Source organism: Paracidovorax sp. MALMAid1276 (genome assembly GCF_049198005.1).
Classification (GTDB): domain Bacteria; phylum Pseudomonadota; class Gammaproteobacteria; order Burkholderiales; family Burkholderiaceae_C; genus Acidovorax.
In genome coordinates, this window is sequence record NZ_JBMIRS010000220.1 from 43,703 (window position 1) to 60,812 (window position 17,110).

Sequence of the window (17,110 nt, forward strand, 5' to 3'; positions counted from 1 at the left end):
GTGGCCGCCGCCCCCGGCGCGTGAAGGACAATGCGCGCCGTCTCCCACCGCAAAGGACCCCCGTGAAATTCAAGATGGCCGAAAAATCATTGTTCGCCGTGCTGCTGCGCTCGCCGTGGTGGATCAGCTTTGCGGTGGTGGGCCTCATCGTTCTCGCGTCCGGCGCGCTGCTGCCCAAGGAATATTTCGTGGTGGGCGCGCTGGCGGGGTTTCCGATCTTCGTGGTGGGCTGCATTGCCGCATGGCGCCAGCTGCGCGCCCCCAGCCCGGCCAAGGTGGCCGAGATGCTGGGCGCCGTCAACAGCATGCCCTGGCGCAGCTTTGCCGACACCCTGGCCGCCGCCTGGGAGCGCGACGGCTGCACGGTGGAGCGCCTTGCCGGCAGCGGCGCGGCCGACCTGGCCCTGACGCGGGGCACCACCACCACCCTGGTCAGCGCCCGCCGCTGGAAGGCCGCCACCCACGGCGTGGAGCCCCTGCGCGAGCTGCACGCTGCCATGCAGGCGCGCGATGCTTCCGCCGGGGTCTACGTGATCACGCAGGGCCAGCTCAGCGACAACGCGCGCATTTTTGCGCGCGACCACGGCATTGCGGTGCTGCAGGACGACGGCGTGGCGCGCCTGCTGCTGAACCAGCGCGGCTGAAAAATAGGGCCGCCCCGGCGCCCAGGCCGCCACCCCGGGTTTTCCCATCTGGCGCATACCCGGGCACCGCACACACTCGGTGCCATCCCCGCCTTGGCCCGCACCGCCCGCACAGCCCGCACAATGCCCACCGCCGACCCCACCGCGCCCCCAGCCCCCTCACCGTCGTCGGCCGCACCCGGCACGCCCGCCACCGGCCTGCTGCTCACGGGCGGCGGGGCCCGGGCGGCCTACCAGGTGGGGGTGCTGGAGGCCATCGCCGACCTGCGCAATGCCTGCGGCGCAGGCGACGGGCCCAACCCCTTTCCCATCATCACCGGCACCTCGGCCGGTGCGATCAACGCGGCGGCACTGGCCTGCGGGGCCGACCACTTCGACCGCGCCGTGCGCCGCATCGCCCGCGTGTGGCGCCAGTTCCACGCCAGCCAGGTGTATGGCGCCGATTCGCTCAGCGTGATGCGCAGCGGCGCGCGCTGGCTCACGCTGCTGTCGATGGGCTGGGCCCTGGCGCGCTGGCGGCGCATGCGGCCCCGCTCGCTGCTGGACAACGCACCGCTTGAAAGGCTGCTGGTCAAGATGGTGCCGCTGGTGCGCCTTCCGCGGCTGATCCGCAAGGGCCACCTGACCGCGCTCGCGGTCACGGCGTCCAGCTACAGCTCGGGCGAGCACGTCACCTTTTTCGAGACCGCCTCGCCCGTCAAGCCCTGGGTGCGCTCGCAGCGCAAGGCGGCCAGCGACCGCATCACGCACGAGCATTTGCTCGCATCGTCCGCCATTCCCTTCATCTTTCCGGCCAAGGGCCTGGAAGTGGACGGGCACACCGAATACTTTGGCGACGGCTCGATGCGCCAGTCGGCCCCCATCGCACCCGCCATCCACCTGGGGGCCGAGCGCATCCTGGTGATCGGCGCGGGACGCATGCACGAGCCCAAGGGCGATGCCGCCGCCAACCCCACGCCCAACTACCCCACGCTGGCGCAGATTGCGGGGCACGCGCTGTCCAACATCTTCCTGGACGCGCTGGCGGTGGACGTGGAGCGTGTGCAGCGCATCAACCAGACCCTGTCGCTGATCCCGCCCGAAGTCCGCGCCCACAGTGCGCTGCGCCCCATCGAGCTGCTGGTCATCGCCCCCTCGCAGCGGCTGGACGCCGTGGCCGCCCGGCATGTGGGCGACCTGCCGCGCCCGGTGCGCGCCATGCTGGGCGCGCTGGGCGTCACGTCCAACATGGCCGACGTGCGCGGCGCGGCGCTGGCCAGCTATCTGCTGTTTGAACGCAACTACACGCAAGAGCTGATCGCCCTGGGCCGCGCCGACACCCTGGCCATGCGCAGCGAGGTGTGCCGGTTTTTTGGCTGGACGGACACCGGTGCGCAAGTGCAGATGCGGCACCACGGCTGAAATCGGGCTCTGGCCGCCCGCGCGACGCGGGTGCGCGGCACGACCGCCTAAAATCGCGGGTTCCGCCCGATCTAGCCGCATCCCCCATGACGTCCCCCGCCCGCAAACTCTTCGTCACCACCGCCCTGCCGTATGCCAACGGCAATTTCCACATCGGCCACATCATGGAATACATCCAGGCGGACATCTGGGTGCGGTTCCAGCGCATGCAGGGCCATGCGGTGAATTTTGTGGGGGCCGACGACACCCACGGCGCACCCATCATGATTGCCGCCGAAAAGGCCGGCAAGACACCCCAGCAGTTCGTGGCCGACATCGCGGCGGGGCGCCAGCAGTACCTGGACGGCTTTCACATCAGCTTTGACAACTGGCACAGCACCGACGCGCCCGAAAACCACGACCTGGCCCGCCAGATCTACCGCGACCTGCGCGACCGCGCCGACGGCAGCCTGATCGAGGTGCGCACCATCGAACAGTTCTTCGACCCCGAGAAGAACATGTTCCTGCCCGACCGCTACATCAAGGGCGAATGCCCCAAGTGCCACGCCAAGGACCAGTACGGCGACAACTGCGAGGTATGCGGCACGGTGTATGCGCCCACCGACCTGATCAACCCCTACTCGGCCCTGTCGGGCGCCAAGCCCGAGCTGAAGAACTCCGAGCACTTCTTCTTCAAGCTGTCGGACCCGCGCTGCGTGGAGTTCCTCGAAAAGTGGACGCAGGACGGCAAGCTGCAGCCCGAGGTGGCCAACAAGATCAAGGAATGGTTCACCGTCCGCACCAACCCCGACGGCACCACCAGCGAAGGCCTGGGCGACTGGGACATCAGCCGTGATGCGCCCTATTTCGGCATCGAGATCCCCGATGCGCCGGGCAAATACTTCTACGTGTGGCTGGACGCGCCTGTGGGCTACCTCGCCTCGCTGAAGAACCTGCTGGAAAAGCGCGGCGAGAGCTACGACGCCTACATGGCCGACCCGGCCATGGAGCAGTACCACTTCATCGGCAAGGACATCGTCACCTTCCACACCCTGTTCTGGCCCGCCATGCTGCACTTCAGCGGCCGCAAGACGCCCGACAACGTGTTCGTGCACGGCTTCCTCACGGTGAACAACGGCGAGAAGATGAGCAAGAGCCGCGGCACGGGCCTGGATCCGCTCAAGTACCTCAGCCTGAACATGAACGCCGAATGGCTGCGCTACTACTTGGCCGCCAAACTGAGCGCACGCAACGAAGACATCGACTTCAACGCCGAAGACTTCATGCTGCGGGTGAACAGCGACCTGATCGGCAAGTACGTGAACATTGCCAGCCGCGCGGCAGGCTTTTTGACCAAGCGGTTTGAGGGCAAGCTGACCAGCGACTTTGGCACCACGGGCAGCGCCCTGCTGGCCGAGGTGCGCGGCGCCAGCGACACGCTGGCGCAGCTGTACGAAGCGCGCGAGTATGGCAAGGCCACGCGCGAAATCATGCTGTTGGCCGACAAGGTCAACGCGTACGTGGACCAGAACAAGCCGTGGGACCTGGCCAAGGACGCCGCCAACAATGAAGCCCTGCACCAGGTGTGCTCGGTGTTGATCAACACGTTTGCCACCCTCACCCGCTACCTCGCCCCCGTCTTGCCCGGGCTGGCGCAAGCCGTGCAAGGCTTTGTGGGCGTGAGCATGCAGCAATGGAACGTGACCGGCGACGTGCAGGCCATAGCGCCTTACCAGCACCTGATGCAGCGCGTGACGCCCGAGCAGCTTGAAGCACTTTTTGAGCCCCCAGCGCTTTCTGCACAAGCCTCGGCAGCTACAGAAACAGTAGCAATCTCTGCCCCCGGCGGCGAAGAGCTGGCCCCCACCATCACCATCGACGACTTCACCAAGATCGACCTGCGCATTGCGCTGATCGTGAACTGCGAGCCGGTGGAGGGCTCCACCAAGCTGCTGCGCCTGACGCTGGACGTGGGCGAAGGCCGCCACCGCAATGTCTTTTCAGGCATTGCCAGCGCCTATCAGCCTGCCGACCTGATCGGCAAACACACCGTGATGGTGGCCAACCTGGCGCCGCGCAAGATGAAATTCGGCATCAGCGAAGGCATGGTGCTGGCCGCCAGCCATGGTGACGAGAAGGCCCACCCCGGCATCTATGTGCTGAACCCCTGGCCGGGCGCCACGCCGGGCATGCGGGTGCGCTGACGGGAACGGCTCAGGGGCCGGCTGTCATGGCGGTCTGATCCCGGTGGGGTGCCGCCCCGCCGCTTGGCCAGCCCCGCCTGCCCAGAGGGCATTGCGGGGCCCGCACGCGCACCGGGCTATGATGGCGCCCCACCCCCTCCTCCACGCCTTTTCTCCGGCATCTCCATGCGCCGACTGCTCGCGGTCATTCTTCTGTGGTCCGTTATCTGCCAGGCCTTCGGCGCGCCCCGCCTGGCCGGGTTCGGCCATGACGGGGCATTCGACGCAAGCCATGTGCAGATGCACGTGCAGGGTGCCGCGCACCACCACGATGACGAAGGCCTGGCGCACCAGGACGACTCCCAGGAATCGCTGGTGCACATGCTGTCGGACGGTGGCCCGAGCAGCGCCGCGCTCCTGCCCTGCCCGCAGTTCTCCCTGTCCTTTACCCCCACACCCGCGCCTGCAGTAGCGGCGCACGCTCTCGGCCCGCCGCCCTACCTGGACGGCCTGCGGCGCCCACCCCGAACGACTTCCTGACCCCGACGAGCCCCCTGCCCTCCCGCTGGAGCGCAGGGATCTTCATCGGCGCGGCAGGCCGCAGACGCGGCCACGCAGCGGTGCCCATGCAGCGGCCTGCCGCCCTCGATCCATCAGGAACATCGTGATTCTTTGTATTCCCGTACCTGCGGCCCGCCTGGCTGCCGGTGCAATGCTGGGCTGGGCCCTGGCAGGCACTGCCACGGCCCAGTCTGTGCCCGCACGGCTGCCCCTCGACACGGCATCCGTCAGCCCCGGCAGCCCGGCCACGCTGGCACAGGCCACCGAGGCGGCCTGGCGGCGCGCATCGCAGTCGCGCGAGGTGGACAGCCAGGCGCGGCGCGCCGAGGCCCAGCGCACCGCCGCCGCCAGCCTGTGGCCGACGCCGCCTGCGCTCGAACTCTCCCACCGCAGCGACCGCTGGCAGACCGACGCCGGGCGCAAGGAAACCGAGGCGGCCGTGTCGTGGCCGCTGTGGCTGCCCGGGCAGCAGCGGGCCCAGGCCGCCGTGGCCGACGCCGATGGCGCCCTGGCACAGGCCGCCGCACCCGCGGGCCGCCTGCACCTGGCCGGCCGGGTGCGCGAAGCCGCCTGGGCGCTCCACGGTCAGCGGCTGGAAACAGAACTCGCGCAGGCGCAGCTCCGCCACCTGCAGGCGCTTGCCGACGATGTGGACCGCCGGGTGCGGGCCGGCGATCTGGCGCCCGCCGATGCGCTGGCAGCCCGGTCGGAAGTGCTGGCGGCCGAGTCGGCACTGGGCGTCGCACGCCAGCGCCAGGCGGAGGCGGTAGCCACGTGGAAGCTGCTGACCGGACTGGATGACATCCCGACGCTCGACCCCGGCCACCCACCGGCCGCACCGGCGCAGATCGCCCCCGACCAGCACCCGGACGCACAACTGGCGGCGCTCGTCGTCGAACGGGCACGCCGGCGGCTGGATCTGCTGGAGACAACCCGGCGCGACCCGGCGGAGCTGCGGGTCAGCATCCGGCAGGACCTGCCGGGGCGGGGCGACTCCGCGCAAAACAGCCTGGGCCTGGGCATCCGCATCCCCCTGGGGACCGCCGGCCGCAACGAGCCCCTGCGCGCGGCTGCGCTGGGCGATCTGGACGTGGCCGAAACGGCACAGCAGCGCACGCTGGAGCGGCTGGCGGCCGAGGCAGCGACGGCGCACTTGGCGGTGCGCGCAGCCGCGCAGCAGATGGATGGCGAGGACCGCCGCGCGGCCCTGCTGCATGAGCGCGCGGCCCTCGTGGAGCGGTCGTTCAAGGCCGGCGAAACACCGCTGCCCGACCTGCTGCGCGCCCTGTCCGCAGCCGCGCAGGCCGACATCAGCCGCGCGCGCCACCGGGCCGCCTGGGGCCTCGCCCAGGCCCGTCTTCAACAAGCTTCTGGAATCCTCCCATGACGACACGGTTCAACTGTCCTTCTTCTTGTGGCGTGTGGCCCCGCATGGCCGCGTGGTGCGCCGCCTGGCTGCTGTGCGGCAGCGCGGCCTGGGCATCGCCCGGCGCCCATGGCCCCAATGGCGAACACCTGGACGCGCCCGGCCAGGCGGCCGCCAGCACCGGCGCCGCGCCGCGGTTCGAGGCGCAATCCGACACCTTCGAGCTGGTTGGCCGTCTGCAAGGCGGCGAGCTTTCGATCCTGATCAACCGCTTTGCCACCAACGAACCCGTGCTCCATGCCCAGGTCGAGGTGGAGTCCGGCGCACTCAAGGCCGCAGCGACATTCCATGCCGACATGGGTGACTACGCCGTGGACGACGAGGCCATGCTCAAGCAGCTGGCGACGGCTGGCGAGCACTCCCTCATCGTCACGGTGCTGGCGGGGCCGGACAGCGATCTGCTGGATGCCACCCTCCAGGTCGCCAGCCCTGCACCGCAGGCCGGCGATCACGGACATGGACATGAACTGCCCCGCGCGGCCTGGGCCCTTGGCGTTCTGGCGGTACTGGCGTTGCTGGCATTGCTGGCGGCAGCCGCATGGCGCCTGGGCCGTTCGCGCACGGCGTCCACCTCGACTTAGCACGGAGGTGCGCTGTGACCTTTTTGATGCCAACACGCCGGTTCAACACGATGCCCAAATCCCTCTTCGCCGCAGCCGCAGCCGCAACCGCGGCCGCCTTCGCGCTGACGCTGTCCATGCCGGCCCTGGCCGCGCCCGGCGCCCACGGGCCCAATGGCGAGCACCTGGATGCCCCTGCCGCCGCCCGTGTGGACGGACTGGCGCGCCTGCCGGACGGCAGCGTCCAGGTGCCCATGCTCGCGCAGCGGCGCCTTGGCATCCGCACGCAGCTCACACCGGAATCCGAGGCCGCTGCCACGGTGGAACTGCCCGGGCGCGTGGTGGTGGACCCGAACGCCAGCGGGCGGGTCCAGGCCATCCACGGCGGCCGCATCGAAGCGGGTCCGCGCGGGCTGCCCGTGGCGGGCCAGGCCGTGCGCCAGGGCGATGTGCTGGCCTATGTGGCCCACCACGCCGACCCGTATGCGCAGGCCAACCAGCAGGCCCAGCTGGCCGAACTGCGCAGCAGCCGCGACCTGGCCGCGCAGCGGGTGCAGCGGTTGCAGGGCCTCGAAGGCACGGTGCCCCGCAAGGACATCGAGGCCGCCCGCGCCGAACTGCAAAGCCTCACGGCCCGGGAGAAAAGCATCGGCGCGAGCCTGGGCACGCGCGAGCCCCTGCGGGCACCGGTCTCCGGCGTCATCGCCCGGGCCGACGCCACCATCGGCCAGGTGGTGGAAGCGCGCGACGTGCTGTTCGAGGTCATCGATCCCGCGCGGGTGCTGGTGGAAGCCACGACGGCCGATCCCACCCTCCCCCATCGCGCCGGGGACGCGCACCTGCAGGGTGTGGAGGGCGTCCGGCTGCAATGGATCGGCGCGGCGCGCAGCCTGCGCGATGGCGTGCTGCCGATGACCTACCGGGCTGTCGCCCAGGCACCGGGCGCGGCCCTGCCGCTGGCAATCGGCCAGCCCGTCACCGTGGTGGCCACGCTCAAGGAGCGGATCCGGGGCTTGGTGCTGCCGGCGCAGGCCGTGGTGCGCAACAGCGCCAATGAGCCCATCGTCTGGATCAAGTCCGGGGCCGAGCGCTACATTCCGCAGCCGGTGCAGTACCGGGCGCTGGACGCCACCACCGTGGTGGTGACCCAGGGGCTGGGGGCCGACAACCGCGTGGTGGTGCAGGGTGCGCCGCTGATCGCGCAGATCCGCTGAACGGAGCCGACGCAATGTTCAACTGGATCGTACGAAACAGCCTGCACAACCGCCTGTTCGTGCTGGCGGTGGCCGCGCTGCTGCTGGCCTATGGAGCCATCGTCGCGTGGCGCACGCCGGTCGATGTGTTTCCCGACCTCAACAAGCCCCTGGTCACGGTGCTGACCGAAGCGGGCGGCATGGCGCCGGAAGAGGTGGAGCAGCTGGTGACCTTTCCGCTGGAGACGGCGCTCAACGGCATGCCGGGCGTGACGCGGGTGCGCTCGACCTCGGGGGTGGGCCTGTCCATCCTCTACGCCGAATTTGACTGGGGCACGGACATCTACCGCAACCGCCAGCTGGTGGCGGAGCGCCTGGGCCTGGTGCGCGAGCAACTGCCCGCCGGGATCACGCCGGTCATGGGGCCGGTGTCTTCCATCATGGGCGAGGTGATGCTCATTGCCATCCCGCTGGCTGCCGCTGACGGGAAGGCGGCAACGGCAGCAGTCGCCGCCACGCCGATGCAGGCGCGCGAATACGCCGACTTCGTGCTGCGCCCGCGGCTGCTGTCGATCCCGGGCGTGTCTCAGGTGATCCCGATTGGCGGCGAGGTGCGGCAGCTGCGGGTGGAGCCAGACACGGCCCGGATGGCGCAGTTCGGGGTCACCCTCACGCAGATCGAGCAGGCCCTGCGGGGGTTTGCGGGCAATGCGGGCGGCGGGTTCATCGACCTCAACAGCCGCGAGTACCTGATCCGGCACATCGGCCGCACGAACCGCATCGAGGACCTGCAGGGCGTGGCCGTGGCGTGGAAGGACGGCCGGCCCATCCTGCTGGAGCTGGTGGCCCAGGTGCGCTTCGCCGCGGCGATGAAGCGGGGCGACGCGGGCTACAACGGCACGCCCGCCGTCATCGTCAGCGTGCAAAAGCAGCCTGCAGCCGACACCGTGCAGATCACGCGTGCCATTGAAGCGGCGCTGGCAGACCTGCGGCAGGGGCTACCCGCCGGGCTGGCCGCGCCCACCGTGCTGTTCCGGCAGGCGGACTTCATCGAGGCATCCATCGGCAACGTGACCGAAGCGCTGCGCGACGGGGCCATCATGGTGGCCATCGTGCTGTTCGCATTCCTGCTGTCGGCGCGCACCACGCTGATCTCCCTCGTCGCCATTCCCTTGTCACTGGCCGTCACGGCCCTGGTGTTCCGGTGGCTGGACCAGTCCATCAACGTCATGACGCTGGGGGGGTTGGCCATTGCCATCGGCGAGCTGGTGGACGATGCCGTGGTCGACGTGGAAAACATCCTGCGCCGGCTCCAGCAGAACCGCGCCCTGGGCCAGCCGCTGCCAACGCTGGAGGTGGTGCGCCGCGCCAGCGTGGAGGTCCGCTCGGGCATTGTCTATGCCACGGCCATCGTGGTGCTGGTGTTCGTGCCGCTGTTTGCGCTGCCGGGCATCGAGGGGCGGCTGTTCACGCCGCTGGGCATCGCTTACATCGTGTCCGTGCTGGCGTCCATGCTGGTGTCCATGACGGTCACCCCGGTGCTCAGCTTCTACCTGCTGCCGCGAATGAGGCGGCTGGGCCATGGCGACAGCGCGCTGGTGTCCTGGCTCAAGCGCACCGATGCCAGGGTCTTGGCGTGGTCGTTTCCCCGGGCCCGCGCACTGATGGCTGCGGCGGCGCTAGCCGTGGCGCTGGCCGCTGCCAGCGTGCCGTTCTTTCCCCGCGCCTTCCTGCCCGCATTCAACGAGGGTTCGCTGGTGCTGGGCATGGTGTTCAACCCAGGCACGGCCCTGGCCGAGGCCAACCGCATGGGCGCTCTGGCCGAGGCACTGATCGCCGAGGTCCCCGAAGTCACACAGGTCGGCCGCCGCACCGGCCGCGCCGAGCTGGACGAGCACGCCGAGGGCGTGCACTCCGCCGAGATCGACGTGGACCTGAAGCGGTCCGCGCGCGACCGCGAAGCGGTGATGGCGGACATCCGGGCCCGCCTGGCGGTGCTGCCGGCACAGGTGGCCATCGGCCAGCCCATCTCGCACCGGCTGGATCACCTGCTGTCGGGCGTGCGGGCGCAGATCGCGCTCAAGATCTTCGGTGACGACACCGACACCCTGCGCGGCCTGGCCGAACAGATGCGCCAGGGGCTCGCCGGCGTGCCAGGCCTGGTCGATCTGACCGTGGAAAAGCAGGTGCTGATCCCGCAGATCACCGTGCGCCTGGACCACCGCCGGGCCGCGCAGATGGGGCTGTCGCCGGGCGAAGCGATCCGCGTGCTGCAGGCGCTGACCGACGGCGCGCACGGCGCGCAGATCGTGGACGGGATGCGGCGCTATGAACTGGTGATGCGCCTGCCCGATGGCAAGCGCAGCCCGCAGGACCTGGAGCGCACGCTCATCGACACGCCGGCCGGGCAGATTCCCGTTTCGGCCATCGCCTCGGTCCGCGAGACCGACGGCCCCAACCAGATCGGCCGCGAGAACGGGCGCCGCCGCATCGTCGTCTATGCCAACACGGACGGCTCGGACATGGGGCGCATCATCACGGACATTCGCGCCGTGATGGGCAGCACCCCGCTGCCGCCCGGCACCTTTCTGAGCCTGGAGGGCCAGTTCCAGGCCCAGGAGCAGGCCACGCAGCTGATCGTGGGGTTGTCGCTTATCTCGCTGACGATGATCTTTCTGGTGCTGTACGTGCGCTATCAGTCGGCGGTGCTGGCGGCCATCATCATGGCCAACATCCCGCTGGCGCTGATTGGCAGCGTGGCGGCCATGTGGCTGGCCGAGGTGAGCCTGTCGGTTGCCTCCATGGTGGGCTTCATCACGCTGGCCGGCATCGCCACGCGCAACGGCATCCTCAAGGTCAGCCACTACATCAACCTGTGCAAGTTCGAAGGCGAGACCTTCGGCCGGGCGATGATCGTGCGCGGCTCGCTGGAGCGCCTGACACCCGTGCTGATGACGGCCCTCGTGGCGGCGTTTGCGCTGACCCCGCTGCTGCTGGCCGCCGACGCGCCCGGCAAGGAGATCCTGCACCCGGTGGCGGTGGTGATCTTTGGCGGGCTGGTGAGCTCGACCCTGCTCGACACCCTGCTCACGCCGGTGATGTTCTGGCGCTTCGGTGAACGCGCCACGCGGCGCCTGATCGAAACCCCCACACCCGCCGGGAGCGAGGTAGCCGGCCAGGAGGCGTACTGATGCCGCGCTGTGCCACCGCCCCCCTTCCCGCAGTTTCCCAAGGCCCGGGCGCGCTGCCTGTCGAAGCGCGCCGTCACCCCCCCCTGAACCCACCGAAGGACACACCATGAACCCCAACACCTCCATCACCCGTTGGCTCGCCGCCGCCGCACTGGCGGCTGCGTCGCTGGCGGGCGCGCCAGCCGCCCTCGCCCACGGCACCGCCAAGCCCGCACATGGCGGCGTGGTGCAGGCCGCCTCGGACCTGTCGTTTGAACTGGTGACCACCCCCGGCGGCGCCGCGATCTACGTCGTCGATCACGACAAGGAGGCGGATGCGTCCCGCTTTGGCGGCAAGCTGACCGTGCTGACCGGCAGCGAAAAGTCCGAAGCCCCGCTGAAGGCGGCGGGCGGCAACAAGCTGGAAGCGACGGGCATCGCCCTGGCCAAGGGGAGCAAGGTGGTGGCATCGATCACCACCCCCGCCAAGAAGACCGTCACGGTCCGCTTCACGGTGAAGTGAGGCACCATGCAGCGCGGCTCAAGGCACCTTCCGGCCCTGCGCGGCGGCCTGCTCGCCCTGCTGGCCGCGGCCCTGTTTGGCATCAGCACGCCGCTGGTGCAGCGACTCGGCGCGGGCCTCGGCGCGTTCACCACCGCGGCGCTGCTGTACGCAGGGGCTGCGGCGGTGGGTCTGCTGTCGCTGCGCTCGGCATCGCAGGAAGCCCGGCTGCAACGGGCCGATGCCCCCCGCCTGCTGGCCATGGCGGGGTTTGGCGCCGCACTGGGGCCGGTAGCCCTGGCCTGGGGCCTGCAGCACACCAGCGGCACCAGCGCCTCGCTCATGCTCACGCTGGAGGCGCTGTTCACCGCCATGCTGGCCTGGCGGCTGTACGGCGAAACCATGGACCGCCGCGTGTGGGCGGCCATGATCCTGCTGCTGGTCGGCGGCATGGCGCTGGTCATGGACCAGGGCCTGCAGGGCGGCGTGCAATTGCTGGGCCTGCTGGCAGTGTTGCTGGCCACCGTGGCCTGGGGTGTGGACAACACCTTGTCGCGGGGCCTTGCCGAACGCGATCCCAGCCAGGTCGTGATGGCCAAGGCCCTGCTCGGCGCGGCGGCGACGGCACTGCTGGCGGCGCTGTCCAGCGAACCCTGGCCCCCTGCCCTGGCCGCACTGGGCCTGTTGGCCGTGGGCGCGACCGGCTATGGGCTGAGCCTGCGGTTCTACCTGCTGGCGCAAAGGGCCTTTGGCGCGGCGCGCACGGGCTCGGTGTTTGCATTTGCACCGTTCATCGGCGCTGCCGTGGCCTTCGCGTGGGGCGAGCGTTCTGCCGGCTGGCTGCTGGTGCTGGGCGGCGGCCTGATGCTGGCGGGGGTGCTGTTTCACCTGGCCGAGAACCACACGCACGAACACACGCACGAACCCATGGACCACGAGCATGCCCACCGCCATGACGACGGCCACCACACGCACACCCATGCCGTGACGCCGACCGGCAGCCACAGCCACCGGCACACGCATGCGCCTGTCACGCACAGCCACCCCCACGCCCCCGACGCGCACCACCAGCACCGGCATTGAGTGACCGGTCGCCAGAAGCCAGCCCAGCCCCAGCCGACCCCGATGCAAGGCAAATTCCGACAAACGCAGCACCGCTGCAGAGGGTCAATAAGGCTATGGAGGCTCGGCGCCGCGATGCTTGCATTGCGACACGCGCGGTCCGCGCGATCCGCGCGCATGGCTGAGCCGATTGCAACCTTCTGCAGTAGCGTCCCCGCATTCTTGCCGGGCCTGCCGCTGAACCTTCTCCGTCTTGCGAGGCCGCCATGAAGCCCACCCCCCCTCTGTCGTCCACCCCCCACATCCTCAGCTCCATCGCTGGCGAGGAAGACCCCGGCGCGTCGCTCGATGTGGTGCGCAACCTCATCACGCTCGACGCGCCCGCGCGGCCCCGGCAGCACCTGCGCAGGTCGCACAAATCGCGCCATGCGCCGCAGATCCACATGGACTGTGCCGAAGGCGCGGAAGTGATCGGTGTCGATGTGGGCTGGCAACGCTACCCTGCACCCCGGCACTCTGCGGCCGACCTGCTGGGGCTGGTGGTGGCCCACCACGCGCAGATCGCCAACACCGCCTGGACCCACTTCAACACCACCGGGCAGCGGCAGGTGGCGCTGGAGGTGGACGAAGGCGACGACGGTGTGTTCTACGTGAATTTGAAGGATTCGTGAAGGCGGCGGCGGCGGCGTCTGCACACCCCGGCCCCGGCTCCGTCAATGCCCCACATACCGCCCCGGCCGGTGGCTGATCCACAAGAAGCCGCTCATCACCAGCACGGCCAGCACCGAATACGCCACGCGCTCCACCGGCACCACGAACAGCGCGAGCAGCACCACGGTGCCGTCGATGATCATCTGCACCTTGCCGGCGCGCATGCCGTAGCGGCCCTGCAAATACAGCGACACCACGGTGGCCCCGCCCAGGCTGGAGCGGTGGCGCGCCAGGAACAGGCAGCCCGTGCCCAGCAGCAGCCCGCCCAGCAGCGAGGCGAACAGCGGGTTCAGGTAGTCCACGTGCATCACGTGCGGAAAGATTTCGGTCAGCAGCGACAAAAGCCCGACGCAGATGAACGTCTTGATGGTGAACTCGTGGCCCATGCGCGTCCAGGCGAACCAGTAGAACGGCAGGTTGACCAGAAAGAAGAGCTTGCCGAAGGAGATGCCCGTGACGTAGTGCAGCAGGAACGCCACCCCCGCCGTGCCGCCCACCAGCAGCCCCGCCTGGCTGAACAGCATGAGCGCCATGGCCACAAACAGCGTGCCCGCGAACAGGGCCTGCGCGTCTTCGAACAGGCCGTGGCGCATCGAGGGCGAAAGAGGTGTGTCGTGCGGGGACATGGCGGTGGGCGAGGGGGTGAGTGGCACGGTAGCAGGTTTGGGGGGGGATGCGCTGTCGGCTGGGCGGGGGCGCGCACGCGGTGGGAATGAATGGGTGGGAATGAATTCCTTGGAACGGGAAACACCGGCCCGGGTTCAGCTGGGGGTGCGGGGCGGACCTGACAAAGACGAAGCAAGGCACGGGCCAAGGGATGGGCGCCCGCATTCGCTGACGGGTCTGCGTACGGCTTGCGTATGGTCCTGCATACGGCATTGCCTCGACAAAATTTCAAGCATTTTTGCCCTTCAGCGCTTATCCATCAAGCCCCATCAGCTATTAAATTGAGAGCATTTACTCCACGACACTGACACCACGCTGAAAACGCTGCGATGTCACCGCCATGGCGCTGAAATGGCGCTGCACTGTTGCAGCGCCGTCGCGCCGGGGTTGCAATCGGTTGCACTTCAAGGCGCGCTTACTACACTGGGCGGCTTCATGCCGTTCTCACCCGCCTTTCGCCCCCGCCTGATCGATGCCCTGCGCGGCTACAGCAGGGACCGCTGGCTGGCCGATGTGGGCGCTGGGGTGACGGTGGGCATCGTGGCCCTGCCGCTGGCCATGGCCTTTGCCATCGCCAGCGGGCTCAAGCCCGAGGCGGGCCTGTGGACAGCGATCATCGCGGGCTTTCTGATCTCGGCCCTGGGCGGCACCAACGTGCAGATCGGCGGCCCGGCCGGGGCATTCATCGTCATCGTCTACGGCATCGTCGAGCGCTACGGCGTGGCCAACCTGCTGATCTCCACCGCCTGCGCCGGGGTAATCCTGGTGCTGCTGGGGCTGTTCCGCCTGGGCACGCTGGTGCGCTTCGTGCCGGTGAGCATCGTGATCGGGTTCACCAACGGCATCGCGGTGCTGATTGCGCTGTCGCAGGTGAAGGACTGGCTGGGACTGTCCATCGACCGCATGCCGGGCAATTTTTTCTCGCAGGTGGGCACGGTGGCGCGGCACATCGACACGTTCAACCCGTACGCGTTTGCGCTGGGCCTGGCCTGCGTGGCGCTGCTCTTCATCTGGCCGCGCCTGTTCGCTCAGGGCTCGCCCGTGATCCGGCTGCTGGAGGGGCATTCGGTGCGGCGCTTTGCGCGCGTGCCCGCGCCCGTGGTGGCGCTGGTGCTGCTGAGCCTGCTGGCCTGGGCGCTGTCGCTGCCGGTGGAAACCATCGGCTCGCGCTTTGGCGGCATTCCGCAGGGCCTGCCCGCATTCGAGCTGCCCGCGTTCTCGTGGGACACGGTGCGCCTGCTTGTCACGCCCACGCTCACCATTGCGCTGCTGGGCGCCATCGAGTCGCTGCTGTGCGCCCGCGTGGCCGACCAGCTGGCCACTGACCCGCACCACGTCAAGCACGACCCCAACCAGGAGCTGATGGCCCAGGGCGCGGCCAACCTGGTGGTGCCGTTTTTTGGCGGCATGCCGGCCACGGGCACCATCGCCCGCACGGTGACCAACATCCGCTCTGGCGCCACCTCGCCCGTGGCCGGCATGGTGCACGCGGCCACGCTGGCGCTGATCGTGCTGGTGGGCGCGCCCCTGGCGCTGCACATTCCGCTGGCAGTGCTGGCGGGCATCCTGCTGTTCGTGGCGTGGAACATGGGCGAATGGCACGAGTTTGCGCGCCTCAAGCACTTCAGCAACCACTACCGGCTGCTGATGCTGGGCACGTTTTTTCTCACCGTGGTGTTCGACCTCACGGTGGCGGTGGAAGTGGGCCTGTTCATGGCCTGCGCGCTGTTTGTGCGGCGCATGAGCGGCCTGTTCCGCGCAGTGCCCGTGGCAGAGGAGGCCACGGGTGCTCCCCCGCAGGCCATGCAGGGGCAGCACGCACCCCACAGCGAGCCTGCTCCCGCGTCCGCAACGGCGGCAGACCCGGACACGCGACCCGTGGCGCGCTGGCGCCTGCACGGTGCGCTGTTCTTCGGCGCCGCCGCCAAGATCGACCCCATCGTGCAGGCCGTGGAGACCGGCCCGCCCGGCATGGACGTGGTGCTGGACGCGTGCGAACTGGTGGCGCTGGACACCACGGGGCTGGACGCGCTGGAGCAGGTGCTGAAAGCCGTGGCGGCGCGCGGCGGGCGCCTGTCGGTGGTCAACCTGCACGAGCAGCCGCGCTCGCTGATCGCGCGGTCGGGCTTTGCCGACCGGCTGGCCGCGCAGGGCGGCGCGAGTGTGGACGTGTAGCGGGGCTGTGCGGCGCGCGCGGACCCGGCCTACCGGCCGCCCTTGTTCTCGGGCGCGTCCGGGTCGGGGCCTGTCTGCGTGCGCAGCACGCGCTGGTCGGGCCCGTACACCACGGTGAACACCTGTGCCTGGTTGGGCGGCTGCAGGTAGCGCCAGTCGGCGTGGGTTTCGTTCTTCAACTCGTACGGCGTGACCTTGGCGGGCTTGCCCAGCATGCGGCGCACGGCGTCCATGCCCATGCCGGGCACCACACGCGCAAAGTTCTCGGGCGTCAGCACCTGCTGCACGGCCGTCAAGCGGCCGTCCGCGCCGAGGGTGATCATGTAGTTGACCTGGCCTGCGGGCTGGCGGTTGTATTCGAAGGTGCGGGCGCCGCCGGGCTCGTCCCACACGTGCTCGGGCACGCCGAAGCGGTCGCGCACGTCGGCTTCGGTGGAGACGCCGGGCTGCAGTTCGCTGATGCGCTGGGGGTCGCAGCCGGTGGCGGCCAGCAGGCAGAAGGCGGCCGCCGCCAGGGTGGCTGCGCGATATATCAAGGGCATGGGGGCTCCCGGTAAAATCCTGGCCGCGTGGCTGCGGCTGGCCGCCTCCACGCTCTCAACCAAGGTTAACAGTCATGTCCATTTTCCGCCGCCCCGACTACCAGTCCGACACCACGCAGTTCATCAACCAGCTCAAGGCCGCGCGCCCCGAGCTGGACCAGCAGCAGCAGGCCGGCCGCGCCCTGCTGTGGGACAAGCAGGTGGACCGCAAGATCTGGGTGGAATACCGCGATGGCCAGGTGCCGCAGAAGCCCTACGTCTACCAGACGAACGCGGACTGACTGACAAAAATATCAGTCAAATTGCCCTTCAGCGCTTATCCATCAAGCGCTGAC

General features: G+C 69.4%; 15 protein-coding genes. 13 read left to right on the forward strand and 2 right to left on the reverse strand.

Annotation, left to right across the window (positions count from 1 at the left end; all coding sequences use genetic code 11):
• Window positions 1-62: 62 nt before the first annotated feature.
• The 11 genes from ACOQFS_RS18295 (at window position 63) to ACOQFS_RS18345 (ending at window position 13,352) form a co-directional block, all read left to right on the forward strand.
• Window positions 63-644 carry a restriction endonuclease gene (locus ACOQFS_RS18295; protein WP_421564258.1) on the forward strand — a complete coding sequence of 194 codons (582 nt, stop codon included), beginning with the start codon at window positions 63-65 and terminating at the stop codon, window positions 642-644.
• A 123-nt stretch (window positions 645-767) separates the two neighbouring features.
• Window positions 768-2,045, forward strand: a complete 1,278-nt coding sequence (locus tag ACOQFS_RS18300; RefSeq protein WP_421564259.1) for a patatin-like phospholipase family protein — start codon at window positions 768-770, stop codon at window positions 2,043-2,045.
• Between the two features lie 86 nt (window positions 2,046-2,131).
• Window positions 2,132-4,228 carry a methionine--tRNA ligase gene (gene metG / locus ACOQFS_RS18305; RefSeq protein ID WP_421564260.1) on the forward strand — a complete coding sequence of 699 codons (2,097 nt, stop codon included), beginning with the start codon at window positions 2,132-2,134 and terminating at the stop codon, window positions 4,226-4,228.
• Window positions 4,229-4,393: 165 nt separating this feature from the next.
• Window positions 4,394-4,747: a hypothetical protein gene (locus tag ACOQFS_RS18310; RefSeq protein WP_421564261.1), complete on the forward strand. Its 354-nt coding sequence runs from the start codon at window positions 4,394-4,396 to the stop codon at window positions 4,745-4,747.
• 124 nt (window positions 4,748-4,871) lie between these two features.
• Window positions 4,872-6,155: a TolC family protein gene (locus tag ACOQFS_RS18315; RefSeq protein ID WP_421564262.1), complete on the forward strand. Its 1,284-nt coding sequence runs from the start codon at window positions 4,872-4,874 to the stop codon at window positions 6,153-6,155.
• Window positions 6,152-6,775: a hypothetical protein gene (locus ACOQFS_RS18320; RefSeq protein ID WP_421564263.1), complete on the forward strand. Its 624-nt coding sequence runs from the start codon at window positions 6,152-6,154 to the stop codon at window positions 6,773-6,775. The genes ACOQFS_RS18315 and ACOQFS_RS18320 overlap by 4 nt, the downstream gene beginning before the upstream one ends.
• Before the next feature lie 116 nt (window positions 6,776-6,891).
• Entirely contained in the window at window positions 6,892-7,968 is a 1,077-nt protein-coding gene (locus tag ACOQFS_RS18325; RefSeq protein WP_421564272.1) for an efflux RND transporter periplasmic adaptor subunit, read from the forward strand.
• Between the two features lie 14 nt (window positions 7,969-7,982).
• Window positions 7,983-11,138: an efflux RND transporter permease subunit gene (locus ACOQFS_RS18330; RefSeq protein ID WP_421564264.1), complete on the forward strand. Its 3,156-nt coding sequence runs from the start codon at window positions 7,983-7,985 to the stop codon at window positions 11,136-11,138.
• A gap of 106 nt (window positions 11,139-11,244) precedes the next feature.
• On the forward strand, window positions 11,245-11,640 hold the full coding sequence (locus tag ACOQFS_RS18335) for a hypothetical protein (RefSeq protein ID WP_421564265.1): 396 nt from the start codon (window positions 11,245-11,247) through the stop codon (window positions 11,638-11,640).
• Window positions 11,641-11,646: 6 nt separating this feature from the next.
• Entirely contained in the window at window positions 11,647-12,702 is a 1,056-nt protein-coding gene (locus ACOQFS_RS18340; protein ID WP_421564266.1) for a DMT family transporter, read from the forward strand.
• A 245-nt stretch (window positions 12,703-12,947) separates the two neighbouring features.
• A complete protein-coding gene (locus ACOQFS_RS18345) occupies window positions 12,948-13,352 on the forward strand; it encodes a hypothetical protein (RefSeq protein WP_421564267.1) in 405 nt (134 codons plus the stop codon).
• A 42-nt stretch (window positions 13,353-13,394) separates the two neighbouring features.
• Here ACOQFS_RS18345 and ACOQFS_RS18350 read toward each other — a convergent pair whose 3' ends face one another.
• Window positions 13,395-14,018, reverse strand: coding sequence for a YitT family protein (locus ACOQFS_RS18350; RefSeq protein WP_421564268.1), 624 nt, complete (start codon window positions 14,016-14,018; stop codon window positions 13,395-13,397).
• A 475-nt stretch (window positions 14,019-14,493) separates the two neighbouring features.
• Here ACOQFS_RS18350 and ACOQFS_RS18355 point away from each other — a divergent pair, with 475 nt between their 5' ends.
• Complete coding sequence (locus tag ACOQFS_RS18355) at window positions 14,494-16,233, forward strand: SulP family inorganic anion transporter (protein WP_421564269.1); 1,740 nt, start codon at window positions 14,494-14,496, stop codon at window positions 16,231-16,233.
• Between the two features lie 29 nt (window positions 16,234-16,262).
• Here the strand turns inward: ACOQFS_RS18355 and ACOQFS_RS18360 are convergent, their stop codons facing one another.
• Window positions 16,263-16,775: an outer membrane protein assembly factor BamE gene (locus ACOQFS_RS18360; protein ID WP_421564270.1), complete on the reverse strand. Its 513-nt coding sequence runs from the start codon at window positions 16,773-16,775 to the stop codon at window positions 16,263-16,265.
• 74 nt (window positions 16,776-16,849) lie between these two features.
• On the opposite strand from ACOQFS_RS18360, the gene ACOQFS_RS18365 reads away from it, so the two are divergent.
• Entirely contained in the window at window positions 16,850-17,056 is a 207-nt protein-coding gene (locus ACOQFS_RS18365) for a DUF3460 family protein (protein ID WP_421564271.1), read from the forward strand.
• Window positions 17,057-17,110 lie beyond the last annotated feature (54 nt).